The following is an 18,188-nucleotide window of genomic DNA, read 5'->3' on the forward strand; positions in this document are numbered from 1 at the left end:
CGCTCCCGGCCGCCTCTGAAAGTGAGCTACGCCGTGCCCCGTCCCCGCCTGCCACTCGTAGCACTGACCGTGACCGCCGCCCTCGCTCTCACCGGCTGCGGGGGTGAGCAGGCGGGGTCGGATGCCAGTGAGGGGGCCGGTGGATCGGCTTCGGCGGAGGCGGGCCAGCAGGCCGGCGAGCGTCCCGACATCAGCATGCCCGAGGACGCCGTCCTGGAGGTTGACAAGGGCCGGCCCTCCGAGCCGGCCCACCAGCCCGCGCTGGACGACGCGTTCCGCTACATCCAGGCGATGCGGCACGGGATCGTCGCGCAGGACCCGGACGACGCCGCGTACCGGTACTACTCGACGGCCGGGGCGGCCCGGTACGCGCACGACCAGATCGAGCAGTGGGTGAAGGGCGGCTGGACGCCGACCGGGAAGGACCGGTACTACGACACCGAGACGGCTTCGGCCGGCTCGGGCAAGGGTGTCCTGGTGACCTTCTGCCGCGACCAGTCGCAGACCTTCAGCCGGAGCCTGGAGACCGACGAGGTGCACCGCACCGAGAAGAGCCTGAAGAGCTTCCAGAAGTACAGCGTGCTGATGCGGGAGAAGAAGGGGGAGCCGGGCGTCTGGGAGGCGGGCCGGATCGAGGTCCAGGGTGAGGCGAAGGAGTGCCGCCGGTGAGGGCCACGGGAGGCAGCGCTCGGCCCCGGTCGCGGCACTTGTCGCCACCGCCGCCCTCGCGCTGACCGGCTGCGGCGGCGGCGAGCGCGCGGAGCCCGACGGTGCTGAGCTGTCGGCTTCCGCCGGGACGGAGGAGGCAGGCGGTGGGGCGGTGAAGCGGCCGGCCTTCCGTCTGCCCCGGGGGTTCTCGTTGGAGCTCCGGGAGTGGCGGAGTGAGGATCCCCGGGAGCAGGCGGTGCTGGACGACGGGCGGGAGCAGGTGCGGGCCGGGTACGCCGCCATCGGCGCGGCCGACCCGGACGCCGCGTACTTCGCCTTCTACAACACAAGGGCCGCTCTCGCCTCCGGCAAGGAGTGGGTCCGCAGCTACACCGGCAAGAAGGTGACCGTGGGCGGCGCACTGCCCGTGTACGACGCCGAGGTCGGCTTCGTCGGGGAAGGCGGGCGGCTGGCCTCGCTCGTGTACTGCACGGACGAGAGCGCGGCGTACACCGAGAACCGGGAGACGGGGAAGCGGGTCGGAAATCCGGAAGGGACGGCCCCGACCGTCCGCTACGCGACGACGCTGCGGAAGTCGGCCGACGGCGTGTGGCGGACGGACGACGTGCGGTCCGAGCGCGGCGCCTGCTGATCCGCGCTCGTATACGTTCGCCGGGCGCGGGCCGCGAGGCGGCACCCTGGGAGGGGAGGCGCGGGGGCGACGTAACACCGGTGTCATCGTGGTGTTCGGGCCCTGACACGCGCCCTTGGCAGGCTCGGCGGATGCTGGGCGGGACGACGAGTGCGGGACGTGCGGATGAGTGACGCGGGCGTGGTGGAGCGGCTGCCCCTGGAGGGGTTCACGGTCGGGGTCACCGCCGAGCGGCGGGCTGAGGAGCTGGGGGCGCTGCTGGCCCGGCGGGGTGCCGAGGTCGTGCACGCGCCCGCGTTGCGGGTCGTGCCCCTCGCCGACGACCGGGAGTTGCGGGACGCCACCGAGGGGCTCGTCGCGCGGCCGCCCGACATCGTGGTCGCCAGTACCGCCGTCGGGTTCCGCGGCTGGATCGAGGCGGCCGAGGGGTGGGGAACCGGCGGGGCGCTGCTGGAGACGCTGGGCGGTGCCCGGCTGCTGACCCGGGGGCCGAAGGTGAAGGGCGCCGTCCGGGCCGCGGGGCTGCGCGAGGAGTGGTCGCCGCACTCCGAGTCGATGGCGGAGGTGCTGGAGCGGCTGCTGGCCGAGGGCGTCGACGGGCGGCGGGTGGCCGTCCAGCTGCACGGTGAGCCGGTGCCGGGCTTCGCGGAGGCGCTGCGCGCGGGCGGCGCCGAGGTGGTCGCCGTGCCCGTCTACCGCTGGTTGCCGCCCGCCGACCTCGCCCCCGTCGACCGGCTCCTGGACCTCACCCTGAGGCGCGGCGTCGACGCGCTCACCTTCACCAGCGCTCCCGCCGCCGCCTCCCTGCTCCGCCGGGCCGAAGCCCGAGGGCAACTGTCCTCGTTTGTCGGCACGTTGGCGGACGGCGTGCTGCCCGTCTGCGTGGGCCCGGTCGCCGCGCAGCCGCTCCAGGCGCTCGGGGTGGAGCCCGTGCGGCCCGAGCGGTTCCGGCTCGGGCCGATGGTGCAACGGGTCTGCGAAGAACTGCCCGCCCGCGCCCGGGTCCTGCCCGTCGCCGGGCACCAGGTGCAGATCCGCGGCCACGCCGTCCTGGTCGACGGGGAGCTGCGGCCCGTCCCGCCCGCCGGGATGGCCCTGCTGCGGGCGCTGGCCCGGCGCCCCGGCCGGGTCGTCGGCCGCGCCGCACTGCTGCGGGCGCTGCCCGGCGCCGCGCGCCACGAGCATGCCGTGGAGACGGCGACGGCCCGGCTGCGTACGGCCCTGGGCGCGCCGGAGCTCATCCAGACCGTGGTCAAGCGCGGCTACCGGCTGGCCCTCGACCCGCTCGCCGCCGGTGCGGACGAGGGGGAGGGGCCCGCCTGATCAGGCGCGGGGGCGCGGCCGGACATGGACGTGCCCGGGCAGGGGGAACACCGGCGGCTGCGGCGCCAGGGTCTCGTGGAGCGGGAACCCGGCCTTCTCGGCGACCCGGCAGGAGGGCTCGTTGTCGACCTGGTGGAGGAGTTCGAGCCGGGCCAGCGCCGGCAGGGCCGTGAACGCCCAGTCGGAGAGGGCCAGTACGGCGCGGCCGGCGAGGCCCCGGCCGCGTACCGAGGCGGTCGTCCAGTAGCCGACCTCGGCGGTGTCGGTGCGCGCCGGACGGTCGTCGGGCGGGAACGTCTTCAGCACCACGCACCCGGCGAGGATGCCGGTCGCCGCCGGGTCCCGGACGCCGGAGGGCGCTGGGCCGGTGCCGTCCGGTGCCTGGGCCGCCAGCTCGACGGCGAAGGAGTAGCGGCTGCCGTCCCGCGCGCCCGCCTCCTCCCGGGCCAGCCACGCCCGGGCGCCCGCCTCGTCGGCGGGCCAGGTGCGGGTGAACTTCCGCAGCAGCGGATCGCGGTAGGCGTCGATCAGCTCCCGGGCGTCCCGGGCCCGCCAGGGCCGCAGCGAGAGCCCCGGACCGGCCGGGAGGAAGGCGGGCGTGCTCACAGGCGCGTACATGGGGCCAGGCTACGGGGGAAGACGTACAGGACCGGTCAACTGGGCAAGGGGGGGAAGGCGGTTGGTTCCGGGGTCTGTCGTGCCACTCGCGTCGTCGCCCGAAGGGCGGCCCCGCGGGGCGGACGTGAGTACGACGACAGGTCCCAGGGCTTCCCCGCCGTCCGGGTGGCGGGCACGGTGGACGGGGTGGGGCCGCGGCGGGCGGCCGGCCCCCTGGCGGGCGGAGGTGCACGATGACGGGGCACGCGTACCGGGCAGGGGCGAGCGCGCGGGTGCTGCGGTTCGACTGCGGACGGGTCTGCCTGGACCTCGCCGCCACCGCCCACCCCGTGGAGCGGCTCGACGGCGCCGACCGGCTGCGGCAGTGGCTGACCGGCGCCGGACTGGTGCCGCCCGGCACCCCGCTGGAGCGCGCCGGGCCCGGCTGGCTCGCCGCCTTCCGCGACCTGCGCACTCAGATCGCCGCCGTGGTCGCCGCCGAACTCGACGGCCGCCCGCCCGGCCACGCCCTCGACCGGGTCAACGCCGTCGCCCGCAATCCACCGCCCCCGCCGCGCGCCGTCCGCCGCGCCGACGGCACCCTCGGGCGGGGCCTCGCCGGAGATCCCGACTGCCAGGCGCTGCTCGGCGCGGTCGCCCGCGACGCGGTGGAACTGCTCACCGACCCCGAGGCGCGTGCCCTGCTGCGCCGTTGCGCGGGCCAGGACTGCCCGCTGGTCTACCTCGACACCTCGCGCGGCCGACGGCGCCGCTGGTGCTCCGGCGAGACCTGCGGCAACCGTGAACGGGTCGCCCGCCACCGGCGCAGCCGCAGCCGCAGCCGGGGCCAGACCGGGCGGGCCGGGGCCCAGGCGCCGGACGGGGCGGCGGGCTGACGGGGCGGACCCGGCGCCGCGGGCGGGAGCGGCGGCGCGTAGGTACGCCGCCGCCCGTGTTCCTCGGGCCCGCGTACGCCCCGCGCCCCGACCGGCACGGGTCCCGTCCGACCAGGCCCCCGGCAAATGGAAGAGCGCCTTCCAATTGGGTGTGCGACGTGCACGCGGGCCCGTGGGTCGCGTAAGTTAAACGGCTGCCCAGCGCATGTCAGAAGGGGGCGTCGGTGGCCGACGTACGCGACCGTGAGATCAGCATCGAACAGGACCACCTCGACCGGGTCTACCGGCGCCTGGAGGAGAAGATCCACGAGGCGGAGTTCCTGATGCGGGACGCGGCGCGCCGCGGCCAGGTCGGCACACCCGGCGCGCTCGCCGAACGCGACGCCCAGGTCTTCCGGGCCGGGATCCACCTCAACCGGCTCAACAACGAGTTCGAGGACTTCCTCTTCGGCCGCATCGACCTGCTCCTCGGCAAGGACGGCGAGAAGGGCCCCGACGGCGCCTACACCTCCGTCGAACCCGCCGAGGACGCCCTGCGCCCCGACGGCACCGCCGACATCGCCGAGACCCTGCACATCGGCCGCATCGGCGTCCTCGACGCCGACTACTCCCCGCTGGTCATCGACTGGCGCGCACCCGCCGCCGCGCCCTTCTACCGCTCCACACCGGTCGAGCCCGGCCGAGTCGTGCGCCGCCGCGTCATCCGGTCCAAGGGCCGCCAGGTGCTCGGCGTCGAGGACGACCTGATGCGCCCCGAACTGGAGGCGCGGCTCGACGGCGAGCCGCTGGCCGTGGTCGGCGACGGTGCCCTGATGGCCGCCCTCGGCCAGGCCCGCAGCCACACCATGCGGGACATCGTCGCCTCCATCCAGGCCGAGCAGGACCGCGTCATCCGCGCCCCCGCCGCCTCCGTCACCCTGGTCGAGGGCGGCCCCGGCACCGGCAAGACCGCCGTCGCCCTGCACCGCGCCGCCTACCTCCTCTACCAGGACCGGCGCCGGTACGCCGGCGGCATCCTCATCGTCTCCCCGACCCCGCTCCTCGTCTCCTACACCGAGGGCGTCCTGCCCTCCCTCGGCGAGGAGGGCCAGGTCGCCATCCGCGCCCTCGGCTCCCTGGTCGACGGCGCCGAGGCCACCGCCTACGACACCCCGGCCGCCGCCCGCGCCAAGGGCTCCGCCCGCATGGTCCAGGTGCTGCGCCGCGCCGCCCGGGGCGCCCTCGACCTCGGCACCGCCCTGCCCGCCGCCCCCGGTGACGAGGACGGCGAGGTTCCCGGGGGGCAGCTCGATCTCGGCCTGCCCGCCGCACCGGCCGGGCCGCCCGAGCGGCTGCGCGCCGTCGCCTTCGGCCGCCGCGTCGAACTCGACGCCGCCGAGCTGGGCCGCATCCGCCGCAACGCGCTCAGCGGCACCGCCCCCGTCAACCTGCTCCGGCCGCGCGCCCGCCGCCTGCTGCTCGACGCGCTCTGGGCCAAGTCGGGCGGCGCCGGACGCCACCAGGACCCGGAACTCGCCGCCGAGCTGCGCTCCGGCTTCGACGAGGACATCCTCTCCGAGGACTCCTTCACCGCCTTCCTCGACGCCTGGTGGCCCGAGCTGACCCCGCGCGCGGTGCTCGCCGCGATGGCCGACGAGAAGCGGCTCGGCCGCTGGTCCCGGCGCGTCCTCAACCAGGGCGAGGTACGCCGCGTCGCCCGCTCGCTGGCCCGGCTCGGCCCGGCCGGGGAAGGGCCGCTCTCCGTCCACGACGTGGCCCTGCTGGACGAGCTGGAGGCCGTCCTCGGCACCCCGCACCGCCCCCGCCGCAAGCGCGAGGCCGACCCGCTGGACCACCTCACCGGGCTCCAGGAGCTGATGCCGGTCCGCGAGGAGACCCAGTGGGAGCGGGCCGAGCGGCTGGCCCAGGAGCGCACCGAGTACACCCACGTCATCGTCGACGAGGCCCAGGACCTCACCCCGATGCAGTGGCGGATGGTCGGCCGGCGCGGCCGCCAGGCCACCTGGACCGTGGTCGGCGACCCCGCCCAGTCCTCCTGGTCCGACCCCGAGGAGGCCGCCGAGGCGCGCGACGAGGCGCTCGGCAACCGGCCCCGCCGCCGCTTCACCCTCACCGTCAACTACCGCAACCCCGCCGAGATCGCCGAACTCGCCTCCCGCGTGCTGGCCCTCGCCATGCCCGGTTCCCCGTCGCCGCGCGCCGTCCGCTCCACGGGCGTCGAGCCGCGCTTCGTGGTGGCCGGGGACCGGATGGGCGAGACGGTGCGCGCGGAGGCGGCGCGGCTGCTGGAGACGGTGGACGGCACGGTCGGCGTGGTCGTCGCCATGGAGCGGCGCGAGCAGGCCGCCCGCTGGGTCGCCGGGCTCGGGGAGCGCGTGGTCGCGCTCGGCTCGCTGGAGGCGAAGGGGCTGGAGTACGACGCGACGGTGGTGGTCTCCCCGGCCGACATGGCCGACGAGTCCCCGGCGGGGCTGCGCGTGCTGTACGTGGCGCTGACCCGGGCGACGCAGCAGCTCACGGTGGTATCCGGGCGCCGGGACCAGCCGGACGCGGACGGCGTTCCGGACCTGCTGCGCGATGACGTCCTGCAGGATCTGCTGGGGGAGTGAGGGGGCGGGCCCGGGATTCCGGGACGGCCCGACGGAATCCGCCGCTCCGGGGGAGTGGACGGATCGGAGAGGTTTGTTAGCCTGGAAGTGGCACCGGCTCGATCCAAGCCCCCGGGCCCAACCATAGTCGCTTCGAGCGACCACTTGCCGCGAGGCGAGCATGGCGGGCCGGTGTCACTGACTCAGCAGCCGAGGGCCCGCCCCCGTCACCGACGGGGGCGGGCCCTCGGCCGTGCGCGCCCCGGCCCGGACACTCCCCGCCGCCGGTCCGCGCCGCCGACGCGCCCTCCGTTCCCGCGCCGTGCCCGCGACCCGTACGCCTCCTCGTGCGCGGGGCGTACGACGCCTCCCGTGCCCGCTCCTGAGCCCGTCCGCCGGGGGCGCGGGGGTTCCGTGCGCCGCCCAACTCTCGTATGGTGGAATATGTTTTCCGCATGCGGCGTCCGAACAGGTCTCCGGCCGGGAACAAAACGTCCGTAACTCAGGCGGCTACCGCGTACTGCCGGGTAGGTGCGACGATCGGACAGCACTCGCCACGCACAGAGGTGGCCGGTGTGTATGCGAACCAGGGAAAGCAGAGGAAGTCGGCCATGGCAACGGCGCCCAGCGTCTCCTACTCGATGACGGTCCGGCTGGAAGTGCCCGCCAGCGGCACCGCGGTCTCCCAGCTCACCACGGCTGTGGAGTCCCACGGCGGTTCGGTGACCGGCCTCGACGTCACCGCCTCCGGCCACGAAGGTCTCCGGATCGACGTCACCATCGCCGCGAGCTCCACCGCGCACGCCGACGAGATCGTCGAGGGACTGCGCGGCATCGACGGCGTCGTGCTCGGCAAGGTCTCCGACCGTACGTTCCTGATGCACCTCGGCGGCAAGATCGAGATGGCGTCCAAGCACCCCATCCGCAACCGCGACGACCTCTCGATGGTCTACACCCCCGGCGTCGCCCGGGTCTGCATGGCCATCGCCGAGAACCCCGAGGACGCCCGCCGCCTCACCATCAAGCGCAACTCCGTCGCCGTCGTCACCGACGGCTCGGCCGTCCTCGGTCTCGGCAACATCGGGCCGAAGGCCGCGCTGCCGGTGATGGAGGGCAAGGCGGCCCTCTTCAAGCGGTTCGCCGGGATCGACGCCTGGCCGATCTGCCTGGACACCCAGGACACCGACGCGATCGTGGAGATCGTCAAGGCCATCGCGCCCGGCTTCGCCGGCATCAACCTGGAGGACATCTCGGCGCCCCGCTGCTTCGAGATCGAGGCCCGGCTCCGCGAGGCGCTCGACATCCCCGTCTTCCACGACGACCAGCACGGCACCGCCATCGTCGTCCTCGCCGCGCTGACCAACGCGCTGCGCGTGGTCGGCAAGTCCATCGGCGACGTCCGGGTCGTCATGTCCGGCGCCGGCGCGGCCGGTACCGCCATCCTCAAGCTGCTGCTGGCCGCCGGGGTCAAGCACGCGGTCGTCGCCGACATCCACGGCGTCGTGCACGCGGGCCGCGAGGACCTGGTCGAGGCCGCCGCCGACTCCCCGCTGCGCTGGATCGCCGACAACACCAACCCGGAGGGCGTCACCGGCACCCTCAAGGAGGCCGTGGTCGGCGCCGACGTCTTCATCGGCGTCTCCGCCCCGAACGTCCTCGACGGCACCGACGTGGCCGCCATGGCCGAGGGCGCCATCGTCTTCGCGCTGGCCAACCCGGACCCGGAGGTCGACCCGACGGTGGCCCGCGAGACCGCCGCCGTCGTCGCCACCGGCCGCTCGGACTTCCCCAACCAGATCAACAACGTGCTGGTCTTCCCGGGTGTCTTCCGCGGCCTGCTGGACGCCCAGTCCCACACGGTCAACACCGAGATGATGCTGGCCGCCGCCGGCGCCCTCGCCGACGTCGTCGCCGAGGACGAGGTCAACGCCAACTACATCATCCCCAGCGTCTTCAACGACAAGGTGGCCGGTGCCGTCGCCGGCGCCGTCAGCAGCGCCGCGAAGGCCGTCGGCGCCGCCCCCGCCCCCGCCGTCTGACACCCGCCGGGGCCGGCCGCCCCCGCCGTCCGCCTGAACGGGGGCGGCGCACAGGGGCGGCGGCCCGGCGCGTCGCGGAAGAGCCCGCCCGTCCCCGCTCTAGGGTGGCGAAACGGTGCGGGAGCCGCCCGCGAGGGCAGGCCCCCGGCCCTGCGGTCCGCTGCGGAGAGCGGACGGAGCGTCACGATCCGAGGCCGTGGCGCTGTCCGTGTGACTCTCACGGGTGCCGGATTGGCTTTCCCGCCGCAGGTGGGGGCAGGATGCCTCTTCGAGGGCTACGTCCAGGGAGAACCCGGGCGGAAGAGAGTCCGACGACGGACCCGGTACGGGGCTCCTCGGGGAGTCCTGGCAGCATCGGCTTCGATCTCACGCCTCAACGGCAAGATGAACACGGGAGTACAAACATGAACCGCAGTGAGCTGGTGGCCGCCCTGGCCGACCGCGCCGAGGTGACCCGCAAGGACGCCGACGCCGTGCTGGCCGCGTTCGCCGAGGTCGTCGGCGACATCGTCTCCAAGGGCGACGAGAAGGTCACCATCCCCGGTTTCCTGACCTTCGAGCGCACCCACCGTGCCGCTCGCACCGCCCGCAACCCGCAGACCGGCGAGCCGATCCAGATTCCGGCCGGCTACAGCGTCAAGGTCTCCGCGGGCTCCAAGCTCAAGGAAGCCGCCAAGGGCAAGTAAGGCCCCGAGGGCGCGCCACCCGGCCGCCGCACCGTCCGAGAGGCGGGGAGCGGCAGCCTGCGGACCGCGCGCAGCAGGGACAGACGAAGGGGGGCGGCCACCCACTGCGGGTGGCCGCCCCCCTTCGGCGTGCCCGGGGCCGGCGGGCGTACCGAGCACCTCCGCGGGCCGGGGACGGGCCGCCCCGCCCGCCCTGCTCCGGTCCGCCGGAACCCCGGCGGACCCGTACGTCCGCTCAGCGCCGCGCCGGGACGGGGCCGGGCCCCCGGCGCCCCCAGGCCCCGGACAGCGCTGAGGCGGCCGTACGAGCCTGCGTACGGCCGCCTCAGCGGTGTGGCCTAGGCCGGACAGGGCCTAGCGGGGCCGGGCCCCGGGGTCGGTCAGCCCAGGGCCTTGCCCGGCAGCTCGACCTTGCCGCCCAGCTCGACCAGCTTGTCGAGGAAGTTCTCGTAGCCCCGGTTGATCAGGTCGATGCCGTGCACCCGGGAGGTGCCCTGCGCGGCCAAGGCCGCGATCAGGTACGAGAAGCCGCCGCGCAGGTCGGGGATGACCAGGTCGGCGCCCTGCAGGCGGGTCGGGCCCGAGACGACCGCCGAGTGCAGGAAGTTCCGCTGGCCGAAGCGGCAGTCCGAGCCGCCCAGGCACTCGCGGTAGAGCTGGATGTGGGCGCCCATCTGGTTGAGCGCGGAGGTGAAGCCGAGGCGCGACTCGTAGACCGTCTCGTGGATGATCGACAGGCCGGTCGCCTGGGTGAGCGCCACCACCAGCGGCTGCTGCCAGTCGGTCTGGAAACCGGGGTGCACGTCGGTCTCCAGCGCGATGGCGTTGAGCTGCCCGCCCGGGTGCCAGAAGCGGATGCCCTCGTCGTCGATCTCGAAGGCGCCGCCGACCTTGCGGTAGGTGTTCAGGAAGGTCATCATCGAGCGCTGCTGGGCGCCGCGCACGTAGATGTTGCCCTCGGTGGCCAGCGCGGCGGACGCCCAGGAGGCGGCCTCCAGCCGGTCCGGGAGCGCCTGGTGGCGGTAGCCGCCCAGCTTGTCGACACCGGTCACGCGGATGGTCCGGTCGGTGTCCATCGCGATGATGGCACCCATCTTCTGGAGGACGCAGATCAGGTCCTCGATCTCCGGCTCCACCGCGGCGTTGGACAGCTCGGTGACGCCCTCCGCGAGGACGGCGGTCAGCAGCACCTGCTCGGTCGCGCCCACCGACGGGTACGGCAGCTCGATCTTGGTGCCGCGCAGCCGCTGCGGCGCCTCCAGGTACTGGCCGTCGGCGCGCTTCTCGATCTTCGCGCCGAACTGCCGGAGCACCTCGAAGTGGAAGTCGATCGGCCGGCCGCCGATGTCGCAGCCGCCCAGGCCCGGGATGAAGGCGTGGCCCAGGCGGTGCAGCAGCGGGCCGCAGAAGAGGATGGGGATGCGCGAGGAACCGGCGTGCGCGTCGATGTCCGCGACGTTGGCACTCTCCACGTGGGAGGGGTCCATGACCAGCTCGCCCGGCTCCTCGCCGGGGCGCACGGTCACGCCGTGCAGCTGGAGCAGACCGCGGACCACCCGGACGTCGCGGATGTCGGGGACGTTGCCCAGCCGGCTGGGGGCGCTGCCGAGCAGCGCGGCGACCATGGCCTTGGGCACGAGGTTCTTCGCGCCACGGACCCGGATCTCGCCCTCCAGCGGGGTTCCGCCGTGGACCAGCAGTACATCGTCGTTGACGGTCATGAATCTCGCGTTCCGGTGAAAGGGGCAGGGTTCGTGCCCCGGCGGGCGGCGCCCGCCCACCGGCGGCGCCCGGCACGCACTCTCACCGCACCGGCCGGGGAACCGCGTACGCCGTTCGCGTACCCGGCTTCCGGCCGGCACGCCGAGAGCACGCACCGGGCACCGCTCCTCGGCGGGCGGACGCTGCCTGCCACGGCACCACGCAAGCGTAATGGCCCGCCACCCCCCTTGAGTAAGGGCGAAGGGCGCCCCGGGACGTCATGAATTCGCCACAACACGGAGGGTTCGGAACCGGTCGCGCACGGTCATCGGCGCGTGTGCGCGCCCGCCGCGCCTCCGTGCGCCCTGAGCTGCGCACCCACCGATGGCGCGGAGCGCTCCCCGCGCGCACCGCCCATGCGGGATCATGTGGCACATGACCGAGGTGTCCTCGCTCACAGGGCGACTGCTCGTGGCCACCCCCGCACTCGCCGATCCGCACTTCGACCGGGCGGTGGTGCTCCTCCTCGACCACGACGCCGAGGGGTCCCTCGGCGTGGTCCTCAACCGGCCGACCCCCGTCGGCGTCGGCGACATCCTGGAGGGGTGGGGCGAGCTGGCGGGCGACCCCGGCGTCGTCTTCCAGGGCGGGCCCGTCTCCCTCGACTCCGCGCTCGGCGTCGCCGTCGTCCCCGGCGGGCCCGGCTGCGCCGAACCGCCGCTCGGCTGGCGGCCGGTGCACGGGGCGATCGGTCTGGTCGACCTGGAGGCGCCGCCCGAACTGCTCGCCGCCGCGCTCGGCTCGCTGCGGATCTTCGCCGGGTACGCCGGGTGGGGGCCCGGGCAACTGGAGGAGGAGCTGGTCCAAGGGGCCTGGTACGTCGTGGAGTCCGAGCCCGGGGACATCTCCGCGCCCCGGCCCGAAGGGCTGTGGCGGGCGGTGCTGCGGCGCCAGCGCAGCGAGCTGGCGATGATCGCGACCTACCCGGACGACCCCTCGCTGAACTGACCCCCGGCGGCGCGGCGGGCGGCGCCCCGGGGACGCGGCGGGGCTGGGTACCCTTGGACTCCATGAGCACTCTTGAGCCCGAGCGCGGGGCAGGTACGGGGACCCTCGTCGAGCCGACGCCGCAGACCTCCAGCGGCGACGGTGACCACGAGCGCTACGCCCATTACGTCCAGAAGGACAAGATCATGGCGAGCGCGCTGGACGGCACGCCCGTGGTCGCCCTCTGCGGCAAGGTCTGGGTTCCCGGGCGGGACCCGAAGAAGTATCCGGTGTGTCCGATGTGCAAGGAGATCTACGAGTCCATGGGGCCCGGTGGGGACAAGGGGAAGGATGGCGGGGGGAAGGACAAGAAGTAAGGGGCGCCCCCGGCTGGGGGCCGGCTCCTCTTCGCTTTCCTTACGTGTTCTTGCTCTGCCCGCGCGGGGCTGGGGCCCCCGGCCGGGGATGCGGCCGGGGGCCCTTTTTTTGGCCCTGGGTTGGCCTCAAGCGCCGGCCGGGCTGGGTTTGGCCTCAAGTGCCGGCCGGGCTGAGGTGGGGTGGCCTCAAACGCCGGCCGGGCTGAGGTGGGGTGGCCTCAAGCGCCGGCCGGGCTGAGTGGCCTCAAACGCCGGCCGGGCTTGAGTTGGGGCTCAGGCGGTTCGCCCGAGTGCAGGCCGTAGGTGACGGGTGCCCCGGTCCCCCGGAGTTCGGAGCGAGGCAGGGCATCTTCAGCCCGGCCGGCGTTTGAGGCCGTCTGTGACCGGCTCCTGGGAGTGGAGTCGCGTCTCATTGAGCTCGGTCGGCGATTGAGGCCACCCGGCGCCCCCGGTCGGGAGGGGGCGATGTTTCGCCCGGTTCGGTGTCGTAAGCAGCGACTGCCCCATACGTGCCCCGCAGGGGGAGCGAGAGGGGTGACGCGGGACAACTGCCGCGAGAAATGGGCGAGTTGAGGGGGTGTCGGCCCAGTTGGTCGCCCACCTCGCCGGCTACCCCCCGGTCCCCCCTTGTCGGGCGGCGAGAGCCGCCCTACGCTCCTGCCTGTTGTGCAGTGCGAAACACGCGTTGCAGACAATGCAACGCGTCTACGTAGGGACCTCGGATGAAGCTGCTCGCCCGCCTGGCCGCCCCCGTCGCGGCCCTCGTCCTGGCGGGACTCACCGCCACCGCCTGTGCCCCGCAGACCTCCGACACCTCCTCCGGCAAGGACGAGAAGACCGGGGACCTCAGGGTCTGGCTCTTCCAGGAGGTCAACAACGGGCCCAAGGCCAAGGTGGTCGACCGGGCCGTGGCGGCCTACGAGAAGGCGCACCAGGGCAGCAAGGTGCACGTCCAGTACATCCCCGTCGACTCCCGGGCCGAGAAGATCAAGGCCGCCTTCAACGACCCGAGCAGCGCCCCCGACGTCATCGAGTACGGCAACACCGACACCGCCGGGTACGTCCGGGACGGCGGACTCGCCGACATCACCAAGGAGTTCACGGCCTGGGACGAGGCCGCCGACACCGACGAGGCCGCCCGCGCCTCGGTCACCGTCGACGGCAAGACGTACGGCGCCCCCTACTTCGTCGGCGTCCGCGCCCTGTACTACCGCACCGACCTCTTCGAGAAGCACTCCATCGAGGTGCCGAAGACGCTGGACGAGGTCGCCGAGGCGGCGAAGAAGCTCCGCAAGGCCGAGTCCGGGCTGTACGGCATCGCCGTCGGCGGCGCGTACACCTACGGCGCCATGCCCTTCCTCTGGGCGCACGGCGGCGGCCTCGCCGAGGAGAAGGACGGCGCGTACACCTCCGCCCTCGCCGACAAGAACTCGCAGGCCGGGATCGCCGCCTACACCGACCTGTTCGGCGACGACAACTGCCCCGCCGCCAAGTGCGCGCAGATGGGCGGCAACGACACCGTGACGGCGTTCGCGGCCGGGAAGGCCGGCATGGCCATCGGCGGCGACTTCAGCCACCAGGCGATGGAGGACGGCAAGGTCAAGGGGAAGTACGCGGTCGTCCCGCTGCCCGGCACCGAGAAGGGCGAGATCGCCCCGGCCTTCGCGGGCGGCAACAACCTCGGCGTCCTCAAGTCCACCGAACGCCGCTCCCTCGCCGTCGACCTGGTCAAGGAACTGGCCGGGAAGAAGGCGCAGGGCGAGCTGTTCGACGCGATGGGCTTCCTGCCCACCTTCACCGACACCCGCGCCGAGGCCGCCGCCGAGGAGCCCTTCGTCAAGCCCTTCGTGCAGACCCTCGACGCCGGAGCCACCTTCGTGCCCGCCTCCCCGGCCTGGGCGCAGATCGACTCCTCGATGGTGCTGCCGACCATGTTCCAGGAGATCGTCAGCGGCCGGAAGGACGTCGCCACGGCCTCCCGCGACGCGGCCAAGAAGATGGATGACGCCTTCGCCAGCGCGGGCTGACGCCCCCGCGCACCGGAAGAACGGCCCCACCGTGACCCAGACCCTCACCACCCCGGCCGCCCCGCCCGCCCCCAGGGGCGGCGGGGCCGCCCGGCCTCCCAGAGCCGGCTCCCGCCGCCCCGGCTGGACCCCGTGGCTCTACCTCGCCCCCGCCCTGGTCGTCCTCGCCGGACTGCTGATCTACCCCGTCTACCAACTCGGCCTGATATCCGTCCTGGAGTACACCCAGGCCCAGGTCAGCGGCGGCGAACCGACCTCGTTCCAGGGGCTCGGCAACTACCAGAAGCTCTTCGCCGACCCGCAGTTCTGGCAGGTCCTCGGCGCCACCGTGGTCTTCGCCGCCCTCTGCGTGCTCTCCACGCTCTTCGTCGGCTGCGCCCTCGCCGTCCTGCTGACCCGCATCCGCGCCCTTCCGCGCCTGGCCCTGCTCGTCGCCTCGCTCGGCGCCTGGGCGACCCCGGCCATCACCGGCTCCACGGTCTGGATGTTCCTCTTCGACGCCGACTTCGGCCCGGTCAACCGGCTGCTCGGCCTCGGTGACTTCTCCTGGACGTACGGCCGGTACAGCGCCTTCGCCCTGGTCCTGCTCGAAGTGGTCTGGTGCTCCTTCCCGTTCGTGATGGTGACCGTCTACGCGGGCATCCGCGCCGTCCCCGCCGAGGTGCTGGAGGCCGCCTCGCTGGACGGCGCCTCGCAGTGGCGGATCTGGCGTTCGGTGCTGGCCCCGATGCTCCGCCCGATCCTCCTGGTCGTCACCATCCAGTCGGTCATCTGGGACTTCAAGATCTTCACCCAGATCTACGTGATGACCGACGGCGGCGGCATCGCCGGGCAGAACCTCGTCCTCAACGTCTACGCGTACCAGAAGGCGTTCGCCTCCTCCCAGTACAGCCTCGGCGCCGCCATCGGCGTGGTCATGCTGCTCATCCTGCTCGCCGTCACCCTCGTGTACCTCCGGCTGATGCGACGCCAGGGAGAAGAACTGTGAAGCTCGTCCACCGCCCCTGGCGGCTCGCCGCCGAGGCGTTCGCGCTGCTGACCGCCGCCGTCGTGGCCTTCCCGCTGTACTGGATGGTGCTCTCGGCCTTCAAGCCGGCCGGGGAGGTCCAGTCGGACAGCCCCCGGCCCTGGACGCTGGCGCCCTCGCTCGACTCGTTCCGGCGCGTCTTCCAGCAGGAGGAATTCGGGCGCTACTTCCTCAACAGCCTCTTCGTCGCCGGAACTGTCGTCGTCCTCTCGGCGCTGATCGCCTTCCTCGCCGCGACCGCCGTCACACGGTTCAAGTTCCGGTTCCGCACCACGCTGCTCATCATGTTCCTGGTGGCGCAGATGGTGCCGGTCGAGGCGCTCACCATTCCGCTCTTCTTCCAGATGCGCGACTTCGGGCTGCTCAACACCCTCGGCGCGCTGATCCTGCCGCATCTCGCCTTTTCGCTGCCGTTCGCGATCTGGATGCTGCGGGGCTTTGTGAAAGCCGTTCCCGAGGCGCTGGAGGAGGCCGCGCTCATCGACGGCGCCAGCCGTACCCGCTTTCTCTGGCAGATCCTTTTCCCGCTGGTCTTCCCCGGGCTGGTGGCGACCAGTGTGTTCTCCTTCATCAGCACCTGGAACGACTTCCTCTTCGCCAAGTCCTTCATCATCAGCGACACCTCCCAGTCGACTCTTCCGATGGCGCTGCTGCTCTTCTTCAAACCGGACGAGAACGACTGGGGCGGCATCATGGCCGCGTCCACCGTCATGACCGTTCCGGTCCTCGTCTTCTTCGTACTCGTTCAGCGCCGCCTGGTCTCCGGGCTCGGCGGCGCGGTCAAGGACTGACGTGCATCACCTCATCCCCGCACCCCGCATCCACACCGCCGAGGACAGCCCCGAGGCCCGCCTCACCCTCGGCGACACGACCGCCCTGCGCACCGGCGCGGGCACCGGCACCGCCGCGCGCTGGCTGCGTACCACCGTCGGCGCCGCCACCGGGCTGGCGCTGCCCGAGGCCGCCGCCGACGGCGGTACGCGGCCCGGACCCGTCGTCGACCTGCGGATCTCCGGCGAGGCGGCCGGGCTCGGTCCCGAGGCGTACCGGCTCACCGTCTCCGCGGACGGCGTGGAGATCGAGGGCGGCGACGCGGCCGGCGTCTTCTGGGGCGCGCAGACACTGCGTCAACTGCTCGGCCCCGACGCCTTCCGGCGAGCCCCGCTCAACCCCGGCCGCGCCTGGAGCCTCGCGCACGTGCGGATCGAGGACGCCCCGCGGTTCGCCTGGCGCGGCATGATGCTCGACGTGGCACGGCACTTCACACCGAAGGACGGGGTGCTGCGCCAGCTCGACCTGCTCGCCGCGCACAAACTCAACGTCTTCCACTTCCACCTCACCGACGACCAGGGCTGGCGCATCGACATCCGCCGCCATCCCGAACTCGTGCGCACCGGCGGCTGGCGGCCGCGCAGCAAATGGGGGCACCGCGCCTCGGAGTTGTGGAACGACACCCCGCACGGCGGCTACTACACCCACGACGACATCCGCGAGATCGTCGCCTACGCCGCCGAACGCCACATCACCGTCGTCCCCGAGATCGAGATCCCAGGCCACTCCCAGGCCGCCATCGCCGCCTATCCGGAACTCGGCAACACCGACGTCACCGACACCGCGAGCCTCGGCGTCTGGGACACCTGGGGCATCAACCCGCACTCCCTCGCGCCGACCGAGGACACCCTGCGTTTCTACGAAGGGGTCTTCGAGGAAGTCCTGGAACTCTTCCCCTCGCCCTTCGTCCACGTCGGCGGCGACGAATGCCTCAAGGACGAATGGAAGGCGTCGCCCGCCGCGCAGGCCCGTATCGCCGAACTCGGCGTGGGTGACGAGGACGGCCTCCAGTCCTGGTTCATCCGCCACTTCGACACCTGGCTCGCCGCCCGCGGACGGCGCCTCATCGGCTGGGACGAGATCCTGGAGGGCGGCCTCGCCGAAGGCGCCACCGTCTCCTCCTGGCGCGGCTACGCCGGAGGCATCGCCGCCGCCCGTGCGGGCCACGACGTCGTCATGTGCCCGGAGCAGCAGGTCTACCTGAACTACCGGGAGGGCGGCGGGCCCGACGAGCCGGTGCCGATCGGCTACGTCCGCACCCTGGAGGACGTCTACCGCTTCGAGCCCGTCCCGCCCGAGCTGACCGAGGCCGAGGCCGCCCATGTCATCGGGGTCCAGGCCAACGTCTGGACCGAGGTGCTGGAGAACCAGGACCGCGTCGACTACCAGCTCTACCCGCGCCTCGCCGCCCTCGCCGAGGTCGCCTGGACCGAGCTGCCCGCGCCCGAGGCCCGCGACTTCGCCGAGTTCGACGGGCGCATGGAAACGCACTACCGCCGCCTCGACGCGCTCGGCGTCGGCTACCGCCCGCCGGCCGGCCCGCACCCCTGGCAGCGCCGCCCCGGCGTCCTGGGCCGCCCCTTCGAGGGAGCGCCGCAGCCGGGCTGAGCTCCGCCCGCGGTGCGCCCGCCCGGGCACCGGTCCGGCCGCACGCGGCTCGCCCGCGCTCTGCCCCTACCACCGCACGCCCCCGGCGCGCGCCCCCGAGTCCGCCGCTCGGAGGGCGCGCGCTCGTCGTGCGCAAACCCGGCAATACCCCACGCACGCCCGCCAGAAGGGGCAAAGGAGTCCTAGCGGACCCCCGCGCCG

At 73.5% G+C, this 18,188-nt stretch carries 15 protein-coding genes; 13 read left to right on the forward strand and 2 right to left on the reverse strand.

Annotated features, from left to right (window positions below):
• Positions 1–33: 33 nt before the first annotated feature.
• From ACFWMZ_RS11170 to ACFWMZ_RS11180, 3 genes are all read left to right on the forward strand, one after another.
• Positions 34–669 (forward strand): hypothetical protein, encoded by a 636-nt coding sequence (locus ACFWMZ_RS11170; RefSeq protein ID WP_383200896.1) that lies wholly within the window; start codon positions 34–36, stop codon positions 667–669.
• Positions 644–1,300: a hypothetical protein gene (locus ACFWMZ_RS11175; protein WP_383200899.1), complete on the forward strand. Its 657-nt coding sequence runs from the start codon at positions 644–646 to the stop codon at positions 1,298–1,300. The genes ACFWMZ_RS11170 and ACFWMZ_RS11175 overlap by 26 nt, the downstream gene beginning before the upstream one ends.
• 165 nt (positions 1,301–1,465) lie before the next feature.
• The gene (locus ACFWMZ_RS11180) at positions 1,466–2,623 is read left to right on the forward strand and encodes a uroporphyrinogen-III synthase (RefSeq protein WP_383200901.1); all 1,158 of its coding nucleotides are present in this window, start codon (positions 1,466–1,468) and stop codon (positions 2,621–2,623) included.
• Here the strand turns inward: ACFWMZ_RS11180 and ACFWMZ_RS11185 are convergent, their stop codons facing one another.
• Entirely contained in the window at positions 2,624–3,241 is a 618-nt protein-coding gene (locus ACFWMZ_RS11185; protein ID WP_383173486.1) for a GNAT family N-acetyltransferase, read from the reverse strand.
• A 233-nt stretch (positions 3,242–3,474) separates the two neighbouring features.
• On the opposite strand from ACFWMZ_RS11185, the gene ACFWMZ_RS11190 reads away from it, so the two are divergent.
• From ACFWMZ_RS11190 to ACFWMZ_RS11205, 4 genes are all read left to right on the forward strand, one after another.
• Positions 3,475–4,116, forward strand: a complete 642-nt coding sequence (locus ACFWMZ_RS11190; RefSeq protein WP_383173483.1) for a CGNR zinc finger domain-containing protein — start codon at positions 3,475–3,477, stop codon at positions 4,114–4,116.
• Positions 4,117–4,340: 224 nt separating this feature from the next.
• On the forward strand, positions 4,341–6,725 hold the full coding sequence (locus ACFWMZ_RS11195; protein ID WP_383173480.1) for a HelD family protein: 2,385 nt from the start codon (positions 4,341–4,343) through the stop codon (positions 6,723–6,725).
• A 590-nt stretch (positions 6,726–7,315) separates the two neighbouring features.
• Complete coding sequence (locus ACFWMZ_RS11200; RefSeq protein ID WP_383173477.1) at positions 7,316–8,743, forward strand: NAD-dependent malic enzyme; 1,428 nt, start codon at positions 7,316–7,318, stop codon at positions 8,741–8,743.
• Positions 8,744–9,147: 404 nt separating this feature from the next.
• Entirely contained in the window at positions 9,148–9,429 is a 282-nt protein-coding gene (locus ACFWMZ_RS11205; protein WP_003950507.1) for an HU family DNA-binding protein, read from the forward strand.
• A gap of 380 nt (positions 9,430–9,809) precedes the next feature.
• On the opposite strand, the gene murA is transcribed toward ACFWMZ_RS11205, so the two are convergent.
• Positions 9,810–11,150 carry a UDP-N-acetylglucosamine 1-carboxyvinyltransferase gene (gene murA / locus ACFWMZ_RS11210; protein ID WP_383173474.1) on the reverse strand — a complete coding sequence of 447 codons (1,341 nt, stop codon included), beginning with the start codon at positions 11,148–11,150 and terminating at the stop codon, positions 9,810–9,812.
• A 415-nt stretch (positions 11,151–11,565) separates the two neighbouring features.
• Here murA and ACFWMZ_RS11215 point away from each other — a divergent pair, with 415 nt between their 5' ends.
• From ACFWMZ_RS11215 to ACFWMZ_RS11240, 6 genes are all read left to right on the forward strand, one after another.
• Complete coding sequence (locus ACFWMZ_RS11215) at positions 11,566–12,138, forward strand: YqgE/AlgH family protein (protein ID WP_383173471.1); 573 nt, start codon at positions 11,566–11,568, stop codon at positions 12,136–12,138.
• A 62-nt stretch (positions 12,139–12,200) separates the two neighbouring features.
• Entirely contained in the window at positions 12,201–12,494 is a 294-nt protein-coding gene (locus tag ACFWMZ_RS11220) for a DUF3039 domain-containing protein (RefSeq protein WP_383173468.1), read from the forward strand.
• Between the two features lie 722 nt (positions 12,495–13,216).
• On the forward strand, positions 13,217–14,521 hold the full coding sequence (locus tag ACFWMZ_RS11225) for an extracellular solute-binding protein (RefSeq protein WP_383200904.1): 1,305 nt from the start codon (positions 13,217–13,219) through the stop codon (positions 14,519–14,521).
• A 31-nt stretch (positions 14,522–14,552) separates the two neighbouring features.
• Complete coding sequence (locus ACFWMZ_RS11230) at positions 14,553–15,509, forward strand: carbohydrate ABC transporter permease (RefSeq protein ID WP_383200907.1); 957 nt, start codon at positions 14,553–14,555, stop codon at positions 15,507–15,509.
• Positions 15,506–16,339, forward strand: coding sequence for a carbohydrate ABC transporter permease (locus ACFWMZ_RS11235; protein WP_383200910.1), 834 nt, complete (start codon positions 15,506–15,508; stop codon positions 16,337–16,339). The genes ACFWMZ_RS11230 and ACFWMZ_RS11235 overlap by 4 nt, the downstream gene beginning before the upstream one ends.
• Before the next feature lies 1 nt (position 16,340).
• Positions 16,341–17,987: a beta-N-acetylhexosaminidase gene (locus ACFWMZ_RS11240; protein WP_383200913.1), complete on the forward strand. Its 1,647-nt coding sequence runs from the start codon at positions 16,341–16,343 to the stop codon at positions 17,985–17,987.
• Positions 17,988–18,188 lie beyond the last annotated feature (201 nt).

This window comes from Streptomyces sp. NPDC058373 (assembly GCF_042723275.1).
Taxonomy (GTDB): domain Bacteria; phylum Actinomycetota; class Actinomycetes; order Streptomycetales; family Streptomycetaceae; genus Streptomyces.